Raw genomic sequence first — 18,239 nt, forward strand, 5'->3', positions numbered from 1 at the left:
CCTTACCGGACGCGCTACCCGCGTGGATCGGGGAAGCAGATCGTGGCGCGCGTTCCGGGTGCCCCGTCCTCGAAGGCCACCGCGCCGCCCAACTGGCGGCCGAGGCTGGCGATCATCCGCATGCCCAGGCTTTCGCGCGACGCCGCCTTGAGATCGAAGTCCGCGGTCATGCCGCGGCCGGTGTCGCTGACCGCCAGCTGGAGCTGGCCGCCGTCGCCGCCGACCCGCACGTCGATCGGGCCGCCTTCGTCATAGGCGTATTTGATCGCGTTGGTGACGAGTTCGGTCACCAGCAGGCCGATCGGGATCGCGACGTCGGCGCTGATGTGGATGCGCGGCACATCGCAAGCGATGCTATGGGCTGGCGCCTGTTCGCGCAGCTGGTCGACGATGCCGCCGATGAGGTCGTCGAGCGCGACGATGCCGACGCGATCGCCGCGCCACAACCAGTCATGCGCCTGCGCGATCGCGGCGATCCGCGCCTGCGCGTCGCCGAGCAGGCGGGTGATGCGGGTGTCGGGATCGGCCTGCATCTGGAGGTTGAGCAGACCCGACACCATGGCGAGGCTGTTCTTGACCCGATGGCTCGCCTCTCGCGTCAGCAGCTCCTGATGCTCCAGCGCGTCGTTCAGGCGGCGCTCGGCCTGCTGCCGCTCGATCGCCACGCCGATCAGGTTGGCGAACCCCTGCATGAAGGCGAGGTCGGAGGCCTCGAACTTGCCCTCGTCCGGGCTGTCGACCTCCAGCACGCCGAAGCGGCGGCCGCCCGCCTCGACCAGGACGTTGATGGCGCGGCGGATGTGATGGTCGGCCATGAACGGCGGCGTGCGAAACCGCGTTTCGTTTCCGAGGTGGTTGGAGATGACCGCTTCGCCGGTGTGATAGGCAAAGCCTGCCGGCGAGCCGAGATCGGCGCGCATCTCCGTGCCGCCGACCACGCCGTCGCGCCAGCCGACGCCGTTGCGGACGAACAGCACATCCTCGTCATCGCAATGTTCGAGGAACTTGCAGAAGCGCGAACGCATGCCCTCGGCGCATAATTCCACCGCGCGCTGGAGCATCGGTTCGAGGTCGCGGGCGCGCAGCGCCTCGATGCCGAACTTGGCGAGGACGGATTGCTGCTGCAGCCGATATTGCAATTCCCCCGCGCCCGGCGCGTCCTGCCCGCCCGGCGATTGTTCGACCACTGCCAAGATACGCATCCCCCTTGCGCGCGCCCCTTGCGCGCGGATGACCGCGCTGTGCGGTAACGATGGGGTTGGAAGTAGAACGGGTGCGGGCGTTTTCAAGCCGCTTCGGGACGAGTGGTGCAGGTGGCGGGCGGCCGCGACGGGGCGACCGGAATACGCCGGCGTCATGGGATGCAGTCCGCTTGCCGCTCACCCAACCCGCGCTAGCCGGCACAGCCGGCAGGTTCCGGTAACCCTCTCCCCTGCCCAGCCAGTGCTATCGTATATCGGGGGTTTGATCCGGGGGGTGTTTCTCTGATCTTCCGTCATGCCGGGCTTGGCCCGGCATCCACCGTGCCGCACACCGATACGCTATGGATTTGCGGCACGGTGGACCCCGGACCAAGTCCGGGGTGACGGGGAATATCGGGATGGCATGTTCCTTCGCCCGAAGCCGGCAGCCATCATCGCCATATGCGATAGCCCTGCCTGCTCAGGGGAAAGGGAAGAGGATCGCTACCCTCAGCGCGTCAGCTTCTTGTAGGCGAGGCGCGTCGGGCGGTCGGCGGCGTCGCCCATGCGGCGGCGCTTGTCCTCCTCGTACGATTCGTAATTGCCCTCGAACCATTCGACATGGCTGTCGCCTTCGAACGCGAGGATGTGCGTGCAGAGGCGGTCGAGGAAGAAGCGATCGTGGCTGATGACCACGGCGCAGCCGGCGAACGTCTCCAGCGCCTCTTCGAGCGCACGCAGCGTCTCGACGTCGAGGTCGTTGGTCGGTTCGTCGAGCAGCAGGACGTTGCCGCCCTCCTTCAGCATCTTGGCCATGTGGACGCGGTTGCGCTCACCACCCGACAGCTGGCCGACCTTCTTCTGCTGGTCCGGCCCGCGGAAGTTGAACGCGCCGACATAGGCGCGCGTGCCGAGTTCCTGCTTGCCGAAGCGGAAGACCTCCAGCTCGTCGGAGATTTCCTGCCAGACGTTCTTGTTGGGATCGAGGTCGTCGCGGCTCTGGTCGACATAGCCGAGCTTCACCGTCGAGCCGACGCTGATCTCGCCGCTGTCGGGCTGTTCCTGCCCGGTGATGAGCTTGAACAGGGTCGACTTGCCGGCGCCGTTCGGGCCGATGACGCCGACGATGCCGCCGGGGGGCAGCGTGAAGTCGAGGTTGTCGAACAACAGCTTGTCGCCATAGGCCTTGGTCAGGCCCTTCGCCTCGATCACCTTGCCGCCGAGGCGTTCGGGCAGCTGGATGAGGATCTGCGCCTTGCCGGCGACGCGGTTTTCCTGCTTGGCCATCAGTTCGTCGAAGGCGCGGATACGCGCCTTGGACTTGGTCTGGCGCGCCTTGGGGGTCTGCCGCATCCAGGCAAGCTCGTCGGCGATCGCCTTCTGCTTGCCGGCCTCTTCGCGCTCTTCCTGCTCGAGGCGCTTGGCCTTCTTTTCCAGATAGCCCGAATAGTTCGACTCGTAGGTGTAGTAACGGCCGCGATCAAGCTCGAGCACCCAGTTGACGACGTTGTCGAGGAAGTAGCGATCGTGCGTCACGAGGATGACGTTGCCGGTATATTCCTTGAGGTAGTTTTCCAGCCACGACACGCTTTCGGCGTCGAGGTGGTTGGTCGGTTCGTCGAGCAGCAGGATGTCGGGCTTCTCGAGCAGCAGCTTGCACAGGGCGACGCGGCGCTTTTCACCGCCTGACAGCCTGGTGACGTCGGCATCGCCCGGCGGGCAGCGCAAGGCTTCCATCGCGACTTCGAGCTGGTTGTCGAGCGTCCAGCCGTCGACCGCGTCGATCTTGCCCTGAAGATCGCCCATCTCCTCCATCAGCGCGTCGAAGTCGGTATCGTCCTTGGGATCGCCCATCTCGGCCGAGATGGCGTTGAACCGGTCGACGAGGTCGGCGACCGGGCGCACGCCGTCCTTGACGTTGCCCATCACGTCCTTGGTCGGATCGAGCTGCGGCTCCTGCGCCAGATAGCCAACGCGCACGCCCTCCGCCGCCCAGGCTTCGCCCGAGAAGTCGGTATCCATGCCCGCCATCACCTTCATCAGCGTCGACTTGCCGGCGCCGTTCGGGCCGATGATCGCGATCTTGGCGCCGGGGATGAACTGGAGGTGGATGTTGTTGAGGACGGGCTTGTTGGCGCCCGGGAAGGTCTTGGTCAGACCCTTCATGACGTAGGTATACTGGACGGCCATGTGCCGACGGCTCCTGAATCGAAAAGGACGGGGAATTTGCCTGCCCATGTAGCGATTGGGCGCCCCCCGTGCAAATGCCGGCGCTTGTGATCCGCGGCGGCTTCGCCCACACCGCCGCGATCCGGAAACATCCGACGGATCATAGGGGGATAGACCGATATGACGCGCATTGCCCTGGCCCTGCTGGCCCTCGCCTCGTCCACCGCCCTGTCGGCGCAGCGCAGCGCGCCGCCCGCACCGGCGGCGGTCGACCCCAAGGTCGCCGCGTTGCGCGATGCGGCGCTGAAGGACGACCTCGCCTACGACATCGTCGAAGGCCTCACCACCGAGGTCGGCCAGCGGCTCGCCGCGACGGAGGCGGAGGCACGCGCGCGGACCTGGGCGGTCGCACGGCTGAAGGGGCTGGGCTTCAAGAACGTCCACGTCGAAACCTATCAGATGCCGGTGTGGCTGCGCGGGCAGGAGACGGCGGAGGTCGTCGCCCCCTTCCCCCAGAAACTGACGCTGGTCGCGCTCGGCAATTCGGGCGCGACGCCGCCCGCCGGCATCACCGCGCCGGTCGCGGTCTTCAAGACCTATGGCGAGCTTGCCAACGCCCCGGCCGATGCGGTGCGCGGGCGGATCGTCTACATCGGCAATGCGATGACGCCGACGCAGGACGGATCGAGCTATGGCGCCTATGGCACCGCCCGCTTCGTCGGCCCGGCGCTCGCCGCGCGCAAGGGGGCGCTGGCCGTGGTCATCAAGTCGATCGGCACCGACCACCACCGCAACCCGCACACCGGCGGCACCAACTGGCCGGATGGCGTGACGCCGATCCCGGCGGCCGCCCTGTCGGTATCCGACGCCGACCAGATCGAGCGCATGGCGGAACGCGGCAAGCCGATCACGCTGAAGCTGACGCTGACCCCGCGCTTCGCCGGCACCGGCACCTCGGGCAACGTCATCGCCGAAGTGCCCGGCACCGATCCCAAGGCGGGCATCGTGCTGATCGGCGGGCATCTCGACAGTTGGGACCTCGGCACCGGGGCGATCGACGATGCCTCGGGCGTCGCGATCACCACGGCCGCCGCCAAGCGCCTGCTCGACGGCCCACGGCCCAAGCGCACGATCCGCGTGGTCTGGTTCGGCGCCGAAGAGCCGGGCGGCTATGGCGGCAAGGAATATGCCCGCGTCCACGGCGCCGAACGCCACGCCACCGCCGGGGAGAGCGATTTCGGCGCCGATCGCGTCTGGCGGTTCGAGGTCAACCTGCCCGACAGCGCGAAGCCGGTCGCCGATCGCCTGCAATCGGCGCTGGCGCCGCTCGGGATCAGCCGCGGGGCGGGTGTCGGCGGCGACGGCACGGATGTCGGGCCGACGATGGCGCTGGGCGTCGCCGCGATCGACCTCAACCAGGACGGCACGCGCTACTTCGACACGCACCATACGCCCGACGACACGCTGGAGCGGATCGACCCCGAACAACTGCGCCAGAACGTCGCCGCGTGGACGACGATGCTGGCGATCGTCGCCAATGCGCCCGAGGAAATCGGCCCCGTCACCCCCCGCAGATAACGGCAAAACGAAGGCAGAACCTTTCACATGAATGAATTTGGTGATTGACCGGGGGGAGTCGTGCGGTATTTGGGCTGTCTCGCGACGGCGATCGGGCCGGCCGCGAAATTTGCTTTGCTTGGGAGCATTCGAATGAAGAAGATCGCTTTCGTTCTCGCTGCCGCCGGCCTGATGTCCGTCGCTGCCTGCAACAAGTCGCCCGAAGCCGCCGCCGTTGAGAACAACGCGGACATGCTGGCGGACAACATGGAAGCTCAGGCCGACAACATCGACGCGCTCGCCGACAACACCTCGAACGCGACGGCCGAAGCCGTGCTCGAGAACAAGGCCGACAACATCAACGCGGCTGCGGACAACGTCCGTGACGCGGCCGAAGAGAAGGCCGACAACATGTAATCGTGCAGCGCCGGGCTTGCCCGGCGCGCCGATCATGCGGTTGCATGGTTCTCGAAAGGGCGCTCCCGTTCGCGGGGGCGCCCTTTTTCGTTGGGCGGCTTTTTCTTTGGCCGGGGTTGCGCTAGCTAGCGCTTCGCAGCGGTGGGGCCTGTAGCTCAATGGTTAGAGCTGGCCGCTCATAACGGCTAGGTTGCGGGTTCGAGTCCTGCCGGGCCCACCATTGCCACCACAGCCGACGATCGCAACCGATCCTGTTCGGGTCAGTATCACGGCCTTGATCGGCAAGCATTTGCGTTTACCATTCCCGCTGTTGTCGTGCGACGGGCCGACATGCGGGGGAAAGTGCAGATGGTCTTGGCAGCCGTGTTGACGTGGGTCGCAATATCGATCGCCGCCGGCATGGTACTCGGCGTCATCGGCGCTCGGCTGAAGCGGCTGGGTAGCGGCGGGGCGAACGCCGAAACGCCATCGGAACCGCTTGTCAGGATGCGTTCGGCGGCCTAGGAGCAACCCGCGTTCGCAGCGGCGGATGGGTGGACCCATCGCCTGCGGGCCCGTCGGGGAGTGGCGCAGTCCGGTAGCGCGCCTGCTTTGGGAGCAGGATGTCGCAGGTTCGAATCCTGTCTCCCCGACCATTTCCCCTTCGCCGGCCCAGCGCCATATGGATCGCCTGGGCTAGTCTACCGTCCTCCGCGATCATCCCCAGCATGCCATCGTGCTGGAGTGGCGATACGTCGAGCCAGCGGATGCGGGTTGCAGCATCCCGAAGCTGCCGAGCGTCGGCGAACGGGATCAAGTCGTCCTTACGGCTTGCGATCAACACCACCTGACCGGTCGAGTGCGACACATGCGTGGCGACGTCGGACCGGTTGCTTGTCCAGGACATCCGACGAACCGGCAGCCAGCGCAGGCGGGCAGCCGCGGCGCCCGGCAGGCTGGTAAACGGCGACACCAGCACCAGCCCTCCGACCGGCTGCATCGCCGCAAGCGCGGCGGCGGGCGCGTTGCCAAGGGATTGGCCGATCACGACGATCCGCGCAGGCGCCATGCCGCGGCGGCGCAGCGCGGCATAGGCGGTCAGCGTATCCTCCCGCAGATGCCGTTCGGAAGGGTGACCGGGACTGGCGCCGTAGCCGCGATGATCGAAGAGCAACACGCCCATTCCCTGCTGCGCCAGTGCCCGAAGGACCGGAGCGCGCGAGCCGATGTTGCCGGAGCGGCCGTGCACGAGCAGCACCACCGGATCGTCGCAATGTACGGGTGGCGTCCACCAGCCGGTGATCGCGCCGCCACCGCGTACCGGCACGCGTACGAAGCTGGTATGGGACAGCCCCCACGCTGCGGGCGCCGTAGGTACGAGCGGGAGCGGCCGGTAGATGAGCAGCGGGATCCAGACCGGAAGCGTCAGCAACGCTGCGGCGATACCCGTGGCGACCAGTAGGCCGGCGGCGATGATGGGATGACCAAGCGTGCGCATGGCGTCAGTGCCGATGCCGTGACACGGTCGCATGCCGCCGATCAGTATCGCGCCCCGCATCGCGTGGCGCCAGAATCATCAAGGGGAGCCGAAGCCCCCCTTGCCTAAGTTTGCGTCGTCCGGCGAGCGTCTTGGGAACTCCGCCGGAAAACGAAACTCTTAGTTGCTGTCGCTGTCGTCGTCGGCAACGATGATGATGCCCGCAACGACGGCAGCCGCCGCGACGAGCGCGACGATCAGACCGCCACCGGCCAGCTCGTTCTTCTTGGCCGAGGCCGAACCGGTGCGAACCGACTTCGCGACCGACAGGCTCGCGGCGGGGTTGGCAGGAGCAGCCACGGCAGGCGCGGCGGCGAGTGCGACTGCAGACGCAGCCATCAGAATCTTGGCAACCATGTGGTCCCCTTCCCTCATACTGTGAGTTGCACGCAATGGCAGAATCCTCGCAAAAAACAAGTGCAATATTGCGACGCGACATCATCGTGGTCGCAAGATGCGCCTCCAGCGAAAAGCCAGGTAGAACAGTATCTTCGTCCGTCACGCTTGCCCGCGGCGGGATCGGGCTGACGTATTGGTCATGTTCCGACCTTGTTTACTTTGCTGCATTGCAATCGGTTGCTGACATGGTACCAACAGGTGCGACCACCGGTCCGCTTGCCGCCAAGGCCTCCGCCAGCGTCATCGGACGGCAGCCCAGCGCATCGAGCGTATCGAACATGCGCTCCCACCACGCCCAAAAACGCGCGAGATCGGCCGCCGTGCGGACATAGGGCGTGTGCCCCGGTTCCAGCGAAGGCGAATGGAAGGAAAAAGCGAGCAGGCGCTCGTCGTCATGCTCCAGCGCAATGCGGACGGCGGCGAGGGCAGCGTCGATCGGCATGTCTTCCGGGGTCAGCGCGATTCGCTGGAGCAGCCCGGCGCGCGCGAAGGCGCCACGGCCATGCGGCACGCGTCCCAGCAGCGGGAACAGCGCCCGTCCGTGGCGACGCAATGCGCCGGTGAACACCGTCGTCAGCGGCAGTTCGAGCAGCGGCCCCAGCCGGAACGCGCGGTTGCCGATGGCGGTGAAATCGGGACCACCGTCCGCGCGGTAATCATAGGCGGCACGCATCGACGTTTCGATCCGGTAGCCGCGGTTGGCGAGCAGGCCGGCGGTCGCCGCGCCGATGCCATAGCGGCCGGCGCGATAGGCGATGGGGCGGGTTCCAAAGGCGTCGGCGAGCAGATCGGTGAGCGCATCCAGCTTGGCGGCTTCCAGCGCGATCGGCAGGTTGCCCGGATAGCTGTCACCCGCGGTCGCCGGGGCGAATGGCGGCGTTACCCAGCTGTGCAATTGTGCGCCGATCGAAGAGCGTCCATCCGCGACGATCGCGCGCAGGATGTCGACGGCGCGCGCATTGCCGGCGACCGGATGATCGACCATGCAGGCAAGACCGACACCACGCTCGGCGAACCGGGCATGGGCGTGCGGCAGCGCCCGCATCGCGGTGACCGCGCGATGCCGCGGGTCGAGCGGCGCCGACCAGTCGAATTCCTCTTCCACATCGACGAAGACGATGAAGCGCCGGCCGAAGTCGGCGGGCCAGCGGACATAGGCGTCACGCGATGGCGCCGGGACCCGATACGGGATGGCGGCGCCGCCCGCCACGATCAGTTGGTCGCCTGCCCCACCGCTTCATCTAGCGCGGCGGGCAGCCGCAGTGTCAAGAGATGCTCGCCGAAGATCAGCTCGCCGCCCAGTTCGGCCGCGAGGTTGCGCGCGAGGCGCAGCGCGAAACCCGTGCCGAGCAGCGGTGCGCCCTCCCCGTCGTCACCCGCCTGATCGCCGTCGATGCTGAGCAGTGCATCCTCGCCGCCGGTGCCGAGCGCCTGCGGGCGGGCGAAGCACAAGGCGACCTGCCCCGCGGGTGCCGGCGCCTCGGCGATGTCGATCCGTTCGCCGTCGACGGCCGCCGCGGTCAGCGCGGCGAGCAGGCGCGACAGCAGCCGCTCCATGGCGCGATCGTCGGCCAGCGCGGCATGATCGTCCATCGGGTGGATATCCAGCGCGGTGCCGCGCAGCGCGGCGAGCGGCTGCAGGTCGCCGGCGATCCGTTCGAGCAGCGGCTGCAACACGACCGGCGTCGGGCGCAGCTCCAGCGCGCGTCCCTCGATCCGTGCCGCCGTGTCGAGATCCTCGATCGCGCCGAGCAGCCGCGCCGCCTGGTCGCGGATGGTGAGCGCATGATCGCGGTACACCGCCGAGACGGGGCCGAGCAACTGCGCCTCGATCAACTCGGCGAACCCGGCGATGGCATTGGTCGGCGTACGCAATTCGTGGACGAGCTGACGCAGCGAATCGGATGCGGCCTGACGCGGCGCCTGTGCGGCCTCCTCATCGGGCCGCGGCCGGCGCGCGGTCGCGGCATAACCGGTGAAGCGGCCGGTCGCGGCGTCGAACTGGGGGGTGCCTGCAACCCGCCACGCGCCCGCGGCGTCCGACAGTCCGCCGATATCGAGCCGCGCCCCCGCAAAGCGTTGCCGCTGGCGGAAGGCACCGTTGATGACGGCGTCGATGCGCACCTCGCCCTGCGGCGCACCATAGGCCAGCGAGGCACCGATCAGCGCACCACGCGACACGCCCTCGACGGCATGGATGACGCCCAGGCTGTCGGTATCGAAGCGGAAGCTGGTCACCGCCTCCGGTGCGGCACGATGCTCCTCGACCGCGTCGGCGGGGCCGCGCTGGCGCTGGAAGGCATCGATCCGCGCGACGAGATCGGCGATCTGGAAGCCACCCTCCGCCGCCAGTCGGACTTCGGGGGGCTCGACGGCTGCGAGAGCCGGCGACGGGGCGATCCCTGGCTGCGGCTGCGGCGCGCTCGCCTCGGGACGGGGAGCGGGCTCGGCGATGGGAGTCGCCGCGTCGGTGGCAACAGCCGCGTCGGCGACCTCATAGGGCAGCACGAAATCGGTGGGGCCGAGGCTCGCCAGTCCGCGCTCCGCCTCGACTGGCAGATCGCGTCGATGCCGCAGCAGCGCACGGCCTTGCGGCGTCATGCGCGGCAGCAGCGCGGCCCATTCGTCGCCTTCCAGCTGCGCGGTGCGCAGCACCGGCGCGGATACGGCAAGATCGTCCTCGGCAAACACGCCGACCAGAGCGGCAGGCGGCGTAGCGAAGGCCAGCGCGCGGGCGCTCGCCGCCCGGACCTCGATCGGCACCGCCTGCCGCAGCAGGCGCAGCCGCGCCAGCGACGGTTCGTCGGCAGGAATACGCCCGCGGCCCATCAGGTCGACGAGCTGCCGCCAGGCGGAGCGCGCGCCGACGCCGCTCTCCATGTCTGCCGATAGAACCGTCTTCAGGCTGTCGTCGAAGCGCACGTCAACTCCCGGATCAGCACTCACCGACGGATGAGCGCCGCGATTCCTTAACGGGGTGGACTCAGCAGCGATACAGTCGATTTCGACCGATGCGGCGCCCCGTCGCATAGTGGGACAATTGCGTTGCGCCGCAATTTTCTTATGATTAGGGGAAGCCGCCGCCCGAGTTCGGCCTGTTTTCGGAGAGTCCTGCGCAATGTCATTCGATCGGATCGATCGTCAGATCCTCGCCCACCTGCAACAGGACGGGCGGATGACCAATGTCGAACTGGCCGAACGCGTCGGGCTGACCGCCCCGCCCTGCCTGCGCCGTGTCCGCGCGCTGGAGGAGGCGGGCGTGATCCGCGGCTACCACGCCGATCTCGACCCCGCCAGCCTCGGCTTCCCGATCACCGTCTTCGCGATGGTGTCGCTGCGCAGCCAGGCCGAACACGACCTCGCCACCTTCGAGGCGCATGTCGCCGACATTCCCGAAGTGCGTGAATGCCACATGCTGAACGGCGAGATCGACTTCATCCTGAAGATCGTCGCGAGCGACCTCAAGAGCTTTCAGGAAATCCTGACCACGCACCTGACGCCGGCGCCGAACGTCGCCAGCGTCAAGACCTCGCTGACGATCCGCACTGCCAAGTCGACGTCGGGCATCCCCGTCTCGGTGGATTGAGGTCTCGGCTGCGGACGGCGGACGGGATGCCGGCGTTGGTTCCGGCATGAACAGTCCGACGTAAGCGTGCGCTCCACCGCCTATGCGAAAAGGGCGGCCCGTTGCCGGACCGCCCTCTCTGGATCGTTGCCGAAGCGTCAGGCCGCGGGGGCGGGCGTCGCGCCGACCTGCGTCCAGGTGTTCCACAGCGCGGCGATGCCGGCGCGGGGCGTGCCCTGCACGGCGGCGAACGCGGTCTGCGCACCCGCCTTGTCGCCCGAACGGGCGAGCGCGATGCCGAGGCGGGTGTTCACCTCGTTGGCATCGACGCCGCCCTTGCTCAGCGCTGCGCGATACAGTTCGGCGGCCTTGGCGTAATTGGCCTGGCCGAGATAGGCGTCCGCCGTCGCGGCGGCGATCTTGCCGTCGGCGGAGGCCAGCGCCTTCTTCTCGCTGCCGGCGAGCGAACCTTCCGCCTTCACCGCATTGTTCGCCGCGGTCAGCAGCCCCTTGGAAAAGGTGCTCGACGCCGGGATCTTGCCCGAAGCCATGCCTTCCTTCAGCACCGCCGCCGCTTCGTAGGGATTGCCCTTGTCGTAGACGTTCTTGGCGTAATCCTCGTAGCTCGCCTGGTCCGGCATCGCACCCGTCGCCCGCATCAGGCGATAGACGTCGGTCATCTGAGCCTTGTCACCCGGCAGGCTCGGCTGGCCGGCCGCATAGGTGAGGATGACGTCGCGCCACGTCTTCGCATTCGGGAATGCGGCGACATACTTCTGCATCCAGGCCAGCGTCTCGGGCGCCATCTTCTTGTTGTTGGCGGTCGCGATGGCGAAGCGGTAATAGGCCTCGGGCACGGCCTGGCCCGCCGCCTTCTGCGCGGTGATGTAGCGGTCGAGATCGGCGAGGCCGCCCGACGTATCGCCCGCCTGCACCTTCACCTTGGCGAGTTGCAGGTCGAAATCGGGGCTGGAATAGCCGGCTTCCTTCGCCTGGGTGAAATATTGCGTCGCCACCGGGAACTGGTTGCTGTTGTAGGCGAGCTGGCCACGGCGGAAGAGGTACTTGCCGCGATCGGCCGCCGGCGTGCTCTTGGCGGCGAGCAGCGCGTCGAGCGGCTTGGCCAGCGTCGTCTCGTCGAGCGGCGCCTTGGGATTGGCGGTCTGCGCGAGCAGCAGCTTGGTGTTCTCGAGGTCGTAGCGGAGCGCGGCGGCGATATATTTGTCGTCGTCGGTGGTCGCCGCGGTCTCGATCTGCGCGACGAGCGGCTCGGCGGTGGCGACGTTGCGCGCCTTGATCGCCTCCTGCGCCTGGAAGGCGACGGCCTGCACCGGCTTGCTCAGCTTGAAGCCGGGCTGCGCCTGCTCTTCCTTCTTGGCCGCCGCGGGCGCGACGATCGCCAGGCCGCTGACACCGGTAGCGAACACCGCGGCCAGCGCGAGCTTCGAAAGGGTCTTCATGCTAACTCTCTCTCCAACAAGTGGGGGCATCGCTGCCGCTAACGTTCGCGGCGCTCTAACGGTCCGCCGGGGACGGTTCAAGCAAAGCCATTGGAATGGCCGACGATGTGCGCCCCGCGCTGAACGGCGATTGAACGCGCGGGCCGCCCCGTCTACCGGAACGGCGATGATCGCCGTCCTCTCCCCCGCCAAGACGCTCGACTATGAGTCCGCACTGCCCGACCTCGCGCCGACGCAGCCGCGCTTCGCCGCGGAGGCGACGACGCTGGCCGCGGCGGCCTCGCACCTGACGCAGAAGAAGCTGTCGGAGCTGATGCACATCTCGCCGGCGCTGGCGAAGCTCAATGCCGATCGCTTCCGCGACTTTCCGGAGGCGCCGGAGCGGCCGGCGATGTTCGCGTTCGACGGCGACGTCTATACCGGCCTCGACGCCCGCACCCTGGAGGAGGAGGCGGTCGCCTTTGCCCAGGATCACCTGCGGCTGCTGTCCGGCCTGTACGGCCTGCTCCGCCCGCTCGACCTGATGCGCCCCTACCGGCTGGAGATGGGCACGCGCTGGGCACCGCGGCGCCAGAAGCTGACCGATTGGTGGGGCGACCGTATCGCCAAGGCGCTGGCCGAGGACGTGGCGACCGAGGGCACGGGCGTGGTGCTGAACCTCGCCAGCCAGGAATATTGGGCCGCGGTCGCGGGGCAGTTGCCGGCGGACGTGCGGGTCGTCGCCGTCGACTTCCGCGATGGCGAACGCTTCGTCAGTTTCCACGCCAAGAAAGCGCGAGGGATGATGGCGCGCTGGATGGTGGAGCATCGCGTCACCGACATCGACGCGATGCGGGGCTTCGACAGCGACGGCTATGCCTTCGATGCCGGTGCCAGCACCGACACGCAATGGCGCTTCGCGCGATGAGTGCGGCGGTCGTCGTCGGCTCGTCGGGCGGAATCGGGAGCGCACTGGTCGAGGCGCTGACCGACGAAGGCACGTTCGATACCATCCACGCGCTGTCGCGCAGCGGCACCGACCCGATCGACATCGAGGATGAGACGAGCATCGCTGCCGCCGCGGCCCGCATCGCCGCCGGCCCGGCGCCGGCGCTGGTGATCGTCGCGACCGGATTGCTGCACGATGGCGCGCAGGGGCCGGAAAAGGCCTATCGCGACCTCGATCCCGCGTGGCTCGCGCGCACGCTGGCGGTCAATGCGATCGGGCCGGCGCTGGTCGCCAAGCACCTGCTGCCGCTGATGCCGAAGCAGGGCCGCACCGTCTTTGCGATCCTCTCGGCGCGGGTGGGCAGCATCTCCGACAACAAGCTCGGCGGCTGGTACGGCTATCGCATGGCCAAGGCGGCGGCGAACCAGCTGGTCCGCACGCTTGCCATCGAGGAGCGGCGACGCAACGACCGGTCCATCGTCGTCGGCCTGCATCCCGGCACCGTCGACACCGCGCTGTCCAAGCCGTTCCAGGCGAACGTCCGCCCCGGCACGCTCTTCACGCCCGATCGCGCCGCCTCGCAGCTGCTCGACGTGATCGATGGGCTGAAGGTGCCCGATAGTGGCAAGCTGTTCGATTTCGAGGGAAAAGAGGTCACTCCCTGAAGCGGAGAAGGTGACGCAATCGTCATCTTCCGGCCATCGGTCCGTCAGCATGACAGGCGCATCCCCCTATGCAGCCGGCGCGACGTGCGCGCCGTGACAGGTGGAGATGATGCCATGACCAAGTCCCTGCCCCTCGCCGTCCTCGCCGCAGCGTCGCTGTGCTGCGGTTCGGCCGCCCTCGCGCAGGCTGCGCCGAAGACCACGGCAAAGACCGTCGCGACCAGCAGGACCACCACGACGACCAGGCCCGCAATCGGCAAGCCGACCACGACGACGCGCACCACCACCAAGGCCGCGGTGGCGACGCCCCGGGGCAAGCTCGTCACCACCAAGACCAGCACCGGCAAGACCGTCACCTACGATTGCGGCAAGGCCGGCAATGCCAACAAGGCGGCCTGCAGAAAGTAGGGCCGCCCCGTCCCGGGCTCGCCACCCTCACGCGCGCGTATGGGCGTACGCGCGCGTGACTTTCGCTGCGGACGTGCCTACATGAACGGCACACATCTGTAACAATCCGAAAGCGTAGACCTTGGCCGACGAGACCGCCCTCGCCGAACCCCCCTCCCATCCCGGGGACATTTCGACGATCTCCATCGTCGACGAGATGAAGTCGAGCTACCTCGACTATGCGATGAGCGTCATCGTCGCGCGCGCGCTCCCCGACGTGCGCGACGGCCTGAAGCCGGTGCACCGGCGCATCCTGTTCTCCGCGCAGGAAAGCGGCTTCTTCTTCAACCGACCCTACCGCAAATCCGCGCGCATCGTCGGTGACGTGATCGGTAAATACCACCCGCACGGCGACACCGCGATCTACGACGCCCTGGCGCGCATGACGCAGGACTGGTCGATGCGGCTGCCGCTGATCGACGGCCAGGGCAACTTCGGCTCGATGGACCCCGATCCGCCCGCGGCGATGCGCTATACCGAGGCGCGCCTGGCGCGATCGGCCAATTACCTGATGGAGGATCTCGACAAGGACACCGTCGATTTCCAGCCGAACTACGATGCCAGCGAGCGCGAGCCGCAGGTGTTGCCGGCGCGCTTCCCCAACCTGCTGGTCAACGGCGCGGGCGGCATCGCGGTCGGCATGGCGACCAACATCCCGCCGCACAACCTGGGCGAAGTGGTCGACGCCTGCCTCGCGTACATAGACAATGGCGCGATCACGATCGAAGAACTGATGGAGATCGTGCCGGGGCCGGACTTCCCGACCGGTGCGATCATCCTCGGCAAGGCGGGCGCGCGCTCCGCATACCAGACCGGCCGCGGCTCGATCATCGTGCGTTCGCGCCACACAATCGAGGAAGGGCGCGGCGACCGGCGATCCATCGTCCTGACCGCCATCCCCTACCAGCAGGGCAAGAACGCGCTGGTCGAGAAGATCGCCGAGGCCGCCAAAGACAAACGGATCGAGGGCGTCAGCGATATCCGCGACGAATCGAACCGCGAAGGCGTGCGCATCGTCATCGACCTGAAGCGCGATGCGACGCCCGAGGTGGTGCTGAACCAGCTGTGGCGGCATACGCCGGCGCAGGGGTCCTTCCCCGCCAACATGCTCGCGATCCGCGGCGGCCGGCCGGAGACGCTGAACCTCAAGGACATCATCCAGTCCTTCGTCCAGTTCCGCGAACAGGTCATCACGCGGCGTTCGAAGTTCGAGCTGAACAAGGCGCGCGACCGCGCCCACATCCTGCTCGGCCTCGTCATCGCGGTCACCAACCTGGACGAGGTCGTCCGCATCATCCGCGGTTCGGGAAGCCCGGCCGAAGCGCGTGCCGCGTTGCTCGCCCGCGCCTGGCCGATCGCGGAGATCGCCCCCTACCTCAGCCTCGTCGAGGCGGTGGAGGGTGATCGCAGCGGCGACACCTATACGCTGTCGGACGTGCAGGTCCGCGCGATCCTCGACCTCCGGCTCCATCGCCTGACCGCGTTGGGTCGCGACGAAATCGGCGAGGAGCTGAAGGGGCTCGCCGCGTCGATCACGGAACTGCTGGAAATTCTCGGCAACCGCGCCCGCCTGTACGAGGTAATGCGCGAGGAGCTGATCGACGTCCGCTCCATCTTCGCGACCCCGCGCAAGACCGAGATCGCCGCCGCTGCCGATGGCATCGACGACGAGGATCTGATCGAGCGCGAGGACATGGTCGTCACCGTGACCGTGCAGGGCTATATCAAGCGCACCCCGCTCGATGCCTTCCGCGCCCAGAAGCGCGGTGGCAAGGGTCGCGCCGGCATGGCGACGAAGGACGAGGATGCGATCACCTCGCTGTTCGTCACCTCGACGCACACGCCGGTGCTGTTCTTCAGCAACCACGGCAAGGTCTATCGCAAGAAGGTGTGGCGCTTGCCCGAAGGCGGCCCGGCGACGCGGGGCCGGCCGATGATCAACTTGCTGCCGCTCGCGCCCGGCGAGACGATCAGCACCGTGCTGCCGCTGCCTGAGGACGAGGCGCGCTGGGGCGAACTGCACGTCATGTTCGCCACCGCCAACGGCACGGTCCGCCGCAACGCCATGGACGCCTTCGCCAACATCCCGTCGAACGGCAAGCTGGCGATGCGCTTCGATGAGGGTTCCGACGACCGCCTGATCGGCGTCGCGCTGCTGACCGAAACCGACGACGTGCTGCTCGCCACGCAGGCCGGCAAGGCGATCCGCTTCGCGGCCACCGACGTGCGCGAATTCCAGAGCCGCACCTCCACCGGCGTGCGCGGCGTCAGCCTCGCCAGTGGCGACGAGGTCATCAGCCTGTCGATCCTGCGCGGCTTCGCCGCCAGCACCGAGGAACGCGATGCCTATCTGAAGGCCGCGCCATGGAAGGAGGGCGATCGCGAGATGACGCTCTCCGCAGACCGCATGGCGGAGTTCGAGGCGGCGGAGGAGTTCATCCTCACCGTCACCGCCAACGGCTATGGCAAGCGTACCTCGGCCTATGAATATCGCCGCACCAACCGCGGTGGCCAGGGCATCACCAACATCGTCTCCGCCGGCCGCAACGGACCGGTGGTGGCGAGCTTCCCCGCCCATTCCGGCGAGCAGCTGATGCTGGTGACCGATCAGGCGAAGCTGATCCGCATGTCGGTGGGCGACGTGCGCGTCACCGGCCGCAACACGCAGGGCGTGACGCTGTTCAGCGTCGCCAAGGACGAGCATGTCGTCTCCGCCGCCCGCATCGACGAAGAGGAAGAGCCCGAGAACGAGGCGGAGGCGCTGGTCGCCGAGGAACGTGCCGAAGCAACGGTGGCGCCGTCGGACGACGCGCTGACGGTGGATGACGGCACCGGCCCGCAGACGCTGGACGAGCAGGTCGACGAAAGCGGGGAGGACGACGCATGAGCGAAATGCCGACGACGGCGTACAAGGTGCTGACCGGCGAACAGATGGCCGCGCTGGAGCACGACGGCCGCTTCGCGGGCGCGCCGATCGATCTCGCCGATGGCTACATCCACCTGTCGACCGCCGCGCAGCTGACCGAGACGGTCGACAAGCATTTCGCGGGGCAGGAGGATCTGCACGTCGCCGCGGTTGACCTCGGCAGCTATGCCGCATCGTTGAAGTGGGAGGAATCGCGCGGCGGCCAGTTGTTCCCGCACCTCTACGAGCCATTGCGGCTGGATACGCTGGTCGCCTATTCACCGCTGGAACGTGGCGAAGACGGGACAGTACGTTTGCCCGTTACCGGCTGATCCTGTCCAGGGCTCCGCTCGCCGAGAATGACGGGCGGAACCGCATGGCGAGCCCCATCGTTACTTTGTCACAACGACGAAGAGATGGAGATATCTTGATGCGTACCCTGGCCCTGACGATCGGCAGCCTGATGATGGTGCCCGCCGCGGCTCTGGCACAGCAAGCCCAAACGGCTCCTGCGGCCCCCGCCGCCGGCGCGAGCGCAACGGCCACCGCGACCGCCCCGACCGTGGGCGCGACGATCTATGACAGCGCCGGCGTCGCGCTGGGCACCGTTGCCAGCATCACCCCGCAGGCGATCGTCCTCAACACCGGATCGGCGCAGGTGCCGGTGCCCCCCGCCTCGATCGGCAAGACGGACAAGGGCTTCGCGATGGCGATGACCAAGGCCGATCTGGATGCCGCGGTCGCAGCCTCGCAGGCGCAGGCGCAGGCCGCCGTCACCGCCAAGCTGACGCCGGGCACGGCGGTCACCGGCATGCAGGGTGCGGCGCTGGGCACGATCAAGGCCGCCGATGCGCAATTCGTGACCCTGACCACCGCCAAGGGTGACGTGAAGCTGCCGGTGAAGGGCTTCAGCGTCAATCCGAGCGGCCAGGTGGTCGTCGGCATCACCGCGGATCAGTTGGCTGCGGCGACCGCCGGGGCCAGTGCCGGCGCGAACGCCGGTACCACCAAGTAATCGTGTGGAGGGTGG

The 18,239-nt window shown here is 67.8% G+C and carries 15 protein-coding genes, 2 tRNA genes and 1 pseudogene; 11 read left to right on the forward strand and 7 right to left on the reverse strand.

Going from position 1 to position 18,239, the window contains the following annotated elements; translation table 11 throughout:
- Positions 1-14 precede the first annotated feature (14 nt).
- Together AC4GY7_RS03200 and ettA are read right to left on the reverse strand one after the other, a co-directional pair.
- The gene (locus tag AC4GY7_RS03200; RefSeq protein ID WP_491111955.1) at positions 15-1,202 is read right to left on the reverse strand and encodes a sensor histidine kinase; all 1,188 of its coding nucleotides are present in this window, start codon (positions 1,200-1,202) and stop codon (positions 15-17) included.
- A gap of 489 nt (positions 1,203-1,691) precedes the next feature.
- Positions 1,692-3,371 (reverse strand): energy-dependent translational throttle protein EttA, encoded by a 1,680-nt coding sequence (ettA, locus tag AC4GY7_RS03205; protein WP_491111956.1) that lies wholly within the window; start codon positions 3,369-3,371, stop codon positions 1,692-1,694.
- 159 nt (positions 3,372-3,530) lie between these two features.
- Here ettA and AC4GY7_RS03210 point away from each other — a divergent pair, with 159 nt between their 5' ends.
- From AC4GY7_RS03210 to AC4GY7_RS03225, 4 genes are all read left to right on the forward strand, one after another.
- The gene (locus tag AC4GY7_RS03210) at positions 3,531-4,928 is read left to right on the forward strand and encodes a M20/M25/M40 family metallo-hydrolase (RefSeq protein WP_491111957.1); all 1,398 of its coding nucleotides are present in this window, start codon (positions 3,531-3,533) and stop codon (positions 4,926-4,928) included.
- Positions 4,929-5,060: 132 nt separating this feature from the next.
- Entirely contained in the window at positions 5,061-5,324 is a 264-nt protein-coding gene (locus AC4GY7_RS03215; RefSeq protein ID WP_491111958.1) for a hypothetical protein, read from the forward strand.
- A gap of 144 nt (positions 5,325-5,468) precedes the next feature.
- Positions 5,469-5,544, forward strand: a tRNA-Ile gene (locus tag AC4GY7_RS03220).
- A gap of 338 nt (positions 5,545-5,882) precedes the next feature.
- Positions 5,883-5,959: transfer RNA gene (locus AC4GY7_RS03225), tRNA-Pro, on the forward strand.
- Between the two features lie 56 nt (positions 5,960-6,015).
- On the opposite strand, the pseudogene AC4GY7_RS03230 reads toward AC4GY7_RS03225, so the two are convergent.
- From AC4GY7_RS03230 to AC4GY7_RS03245, 4 genes and pseudogenes are all read right to left on the reverse strand, one after another.
- Positions 6,016-6,861, reverse strand: a pseudogene (locus tag AC4GY7_RS03230) (alpha/beta hydrolase); the annotation flags it as partial.
- Positions 6,862-6,960: 99 nt separating this feature from the next.
- A complete protein-coding gene (locus AC4GY7_RS03235) occupies positions 6,961-7,197 on the reverse strand; it encodes a hypothetical protein (protein WP_491111959.1) in 237 nt (78 codons plus the stop codon).
- A 196-nt stretch (positions 7,198-7,393) separates the two neighbouring features.
- Positions 7,394-8,449, reverse strand: a complete 1,056-nt coding sequence (locus AC4GY7_RS03240; protein WP_491111960.1) for a polysaccharide deacetylase family protein — start codon at positions 8,447-8,449, stop codon at positions 7,394-7,396.
- 2 nt (positions 8,450-8,451) lie between these two features.
- Positions 8,452-10,161, reverse strand: a complete 1,710-nt coding sequence (locus AC4GY7_RS03245; protein ID WP_491111961.1) for a histidine kinase dimerization/phospho-acceptor domain-containing protein — start codon at positions 10,159-10,161, stop codon at positions 8,452-8,454.
- 196 nt (positions 10,162-10,357) lie between these two features.
- Between AC4GY7_RS03245 and AC4GY7_RS03250 the strand changes: the two genes are divergently transcribed.
- A complete protein-coding gene (locus AC4GY7_RS03250) occupies positions 10,358-10,825 on the forward strand; it encodes an Lrp/AsnC family transcriptional regulator (RefSeq protein ID WP_491111962.1) in 468 nt (155 codons plus the stop codon).
- Positions 10,826-10,962: 137 nt separating this feature from the next.
- Here AC4GY7_RS03250 and AC4GY7_RS03255 read toward each other — a convergent pair whose 3' ends face one another.
- Entirely contained in the window at positions 10,963-12,264 is a 1,302-nt protein-coding gene (locus AC4GY7_RS03255; RefSeq protein WP_491111963.1) for a hypothetical protein, read from the reverse strand.
- A 166-nt stretch (positions 12,265-12,430) separates the two neighbouring features.
- Here AC4GY7_RS03255 and yaaA point away from each other — a divergent pair, with 166 nt between their 5' ends.
- From yaaA to AC4GY7_RS03285, 6 genes are all read left to right on the forward strand, one after another.
- Complete coding sequence (gene yaaA / locus AC4GY7_RS03260) at positions 12,431-13,171, forward strand: peroxide stress protein YaaA (protein ID WP_491111964.1); 741 nt, start codon at positions 12,431-12,433, stop codon at positions 13,169-13,171.
- The gene (locus AC4GY7_RS03265; RefSeq protein ID WP_491111965.1) at positions 13,168-13,857 is read left to right on the forward strand and encodes an SDR family NAD(P)-dependent oxidoreductase; all 690 of its coding nucleotides are present in this window, start codon (positions 13,168-13,170) and stop codon (positions 13,855-13,857) included. Before yaaA ends, AC4GY7_RS03265 begins: the two co-directional genes overlap by 4 nt.
- Before the next feature lie 114 nt (positions 13,858-13,971).
- Positions 13,972-14,265 carry a hypothetical protein gene (locus AC4GY7_RS03270; RefSeq protein ID WP_491111966.1) on the forward strand — a complete coding sequence of 98 codons (294 nt, stop codon included), beginning with the start codon at positions 13,972-13,974 and terminating at the stop codon, positions 14,263-14,265.
- 121 nt (positions 14,266-14,386) lie between these two features.
- Positions 14,387-17,191, forward strand: a complete 2,805-nt coding sequence (gene gyrA / locus AC4GY7_RS03275) for a DNA gyrase subunit A (RefSeq protein ID WP_491111967.1) — start codon at positions 14,387-14,389, stop codon at positions 17,189-17,191.
- Positions 17,188-17,541 (forward strand): DUF952 domain-containing protein, encoded by a 354-nt coding sequence (locus AC4GY7_RS03280; protein ID WP_491111968.1) that lies wholly within the window; start codon positions 17,188-17,190, stop codon positions 17,539-17,541. Before gyrA ends, AC4GY7_RS03280 begins: the two co-directional genes overlap by 4 nt.
- A gap of 98 nt (positions 17,542-17,639) precedes the next feature.
- A complete protein-coding gene (locus AC4GY7_RS03285; protein ID WP_491111969.1) occupies positions 17,640-18,224 on the forward strand; it encodes a hypothetical protein in 585 nt (194 codons plus the stop codon).
- Positions 18,225-18,239: the final 15 nt, after the last annotated feature.

The sequence above is a fragment of the Sphingomonas sp. SP5 genome, assembly GCF_058313455.1.

Bases quoted from the DNA above. Each gene is read 5' to 3' on its own strand.
- AC4GY7_RS03200 (WP_491111955.1), bottom strand. From the start codon at position 1,202: ATGCGTATCTTGGCAGTGGTCGAACAATCGCCGGGCGGGCAGGACGCG.
- ettA (WP_491111956.1), bottom strand. From the start codon at position 3,371: ATGGCCGTCCAGTATACCTACGTCATGAAGGGTCTGACCAAGACCTTC.
- AC4GY7_RS03210 (WP_491111957.1), top strand. From the start codon at position 3,531: ATGACGCGCATTGCCCTGGCCCTGCTGGCCCTCGCCTCGTCCACCGCC.
- AC4GY7_RS03215 (WP_491111958.1), top strand. From the start codon at position 5,061: ATGAAGAAGATCGCTTTCGTTCTCGCTGCCGCCGGCCTGATGTCCGTC.
- AC4GY7_RS03235 (WP_491111959.1), bottom strand. From the start codon at position 7,197: ATGGTTGCCAAGATTCTGATGGCTGCGTCTGCAGTCGCACTCGCCGCC.
- AC4GY7_RS03250 (WP_491111962.1), top strand. From the start codon at position 10,358: ATGTCATTCGATCGGATCGATCGTCAGATCCTCGCCCACCTGCAACAG.
- AC4GY7_RS03255 (WP_491111963.1), bottom strand. From the start codon at position 12,264: ATGAAGACCCTTTCGAAGCTCGCGCTGGCCGCGGTGTTCGCTACCGGT.
- yaaA (WP_491111964.1), top strand. From the start codon at position 12,431: ATGATCGCCGTCCTCTCCCCCGCCAAGACGCTCGACTATGAGTCCGCA.
- AC4GY7_RS03265 (WP_491111965.1), top strand. From the start codon at position 13,168: ATGAGTGCGGCGGTCGTCGTCGGCTCGTCGGGCGGAATCGGGAGCGCA.
- AC4GY7_RS03270 (WP_491111966.1), top strand. From the start codon at position 13,972: ATGACCAAGTCCCTGCCCCTCGCCGTCCTCGCCGCAGCGTCGCTGTGC.
- AC4GY7_RS03280 (WP_491111968.1), top strand. From the start codon at position 17,188: ATGAGCGAAATGCCGACGACGGCGTACAAGGTGCTGACCGGCGAACAG.
- AC4GY7_RS03285 (WP_491111969.1), top strand. From the start codon at position 17,640: ATGCGTACCCTGGCCCTGACGATCGGCAGCCTGATGATGGTGCCCGCC.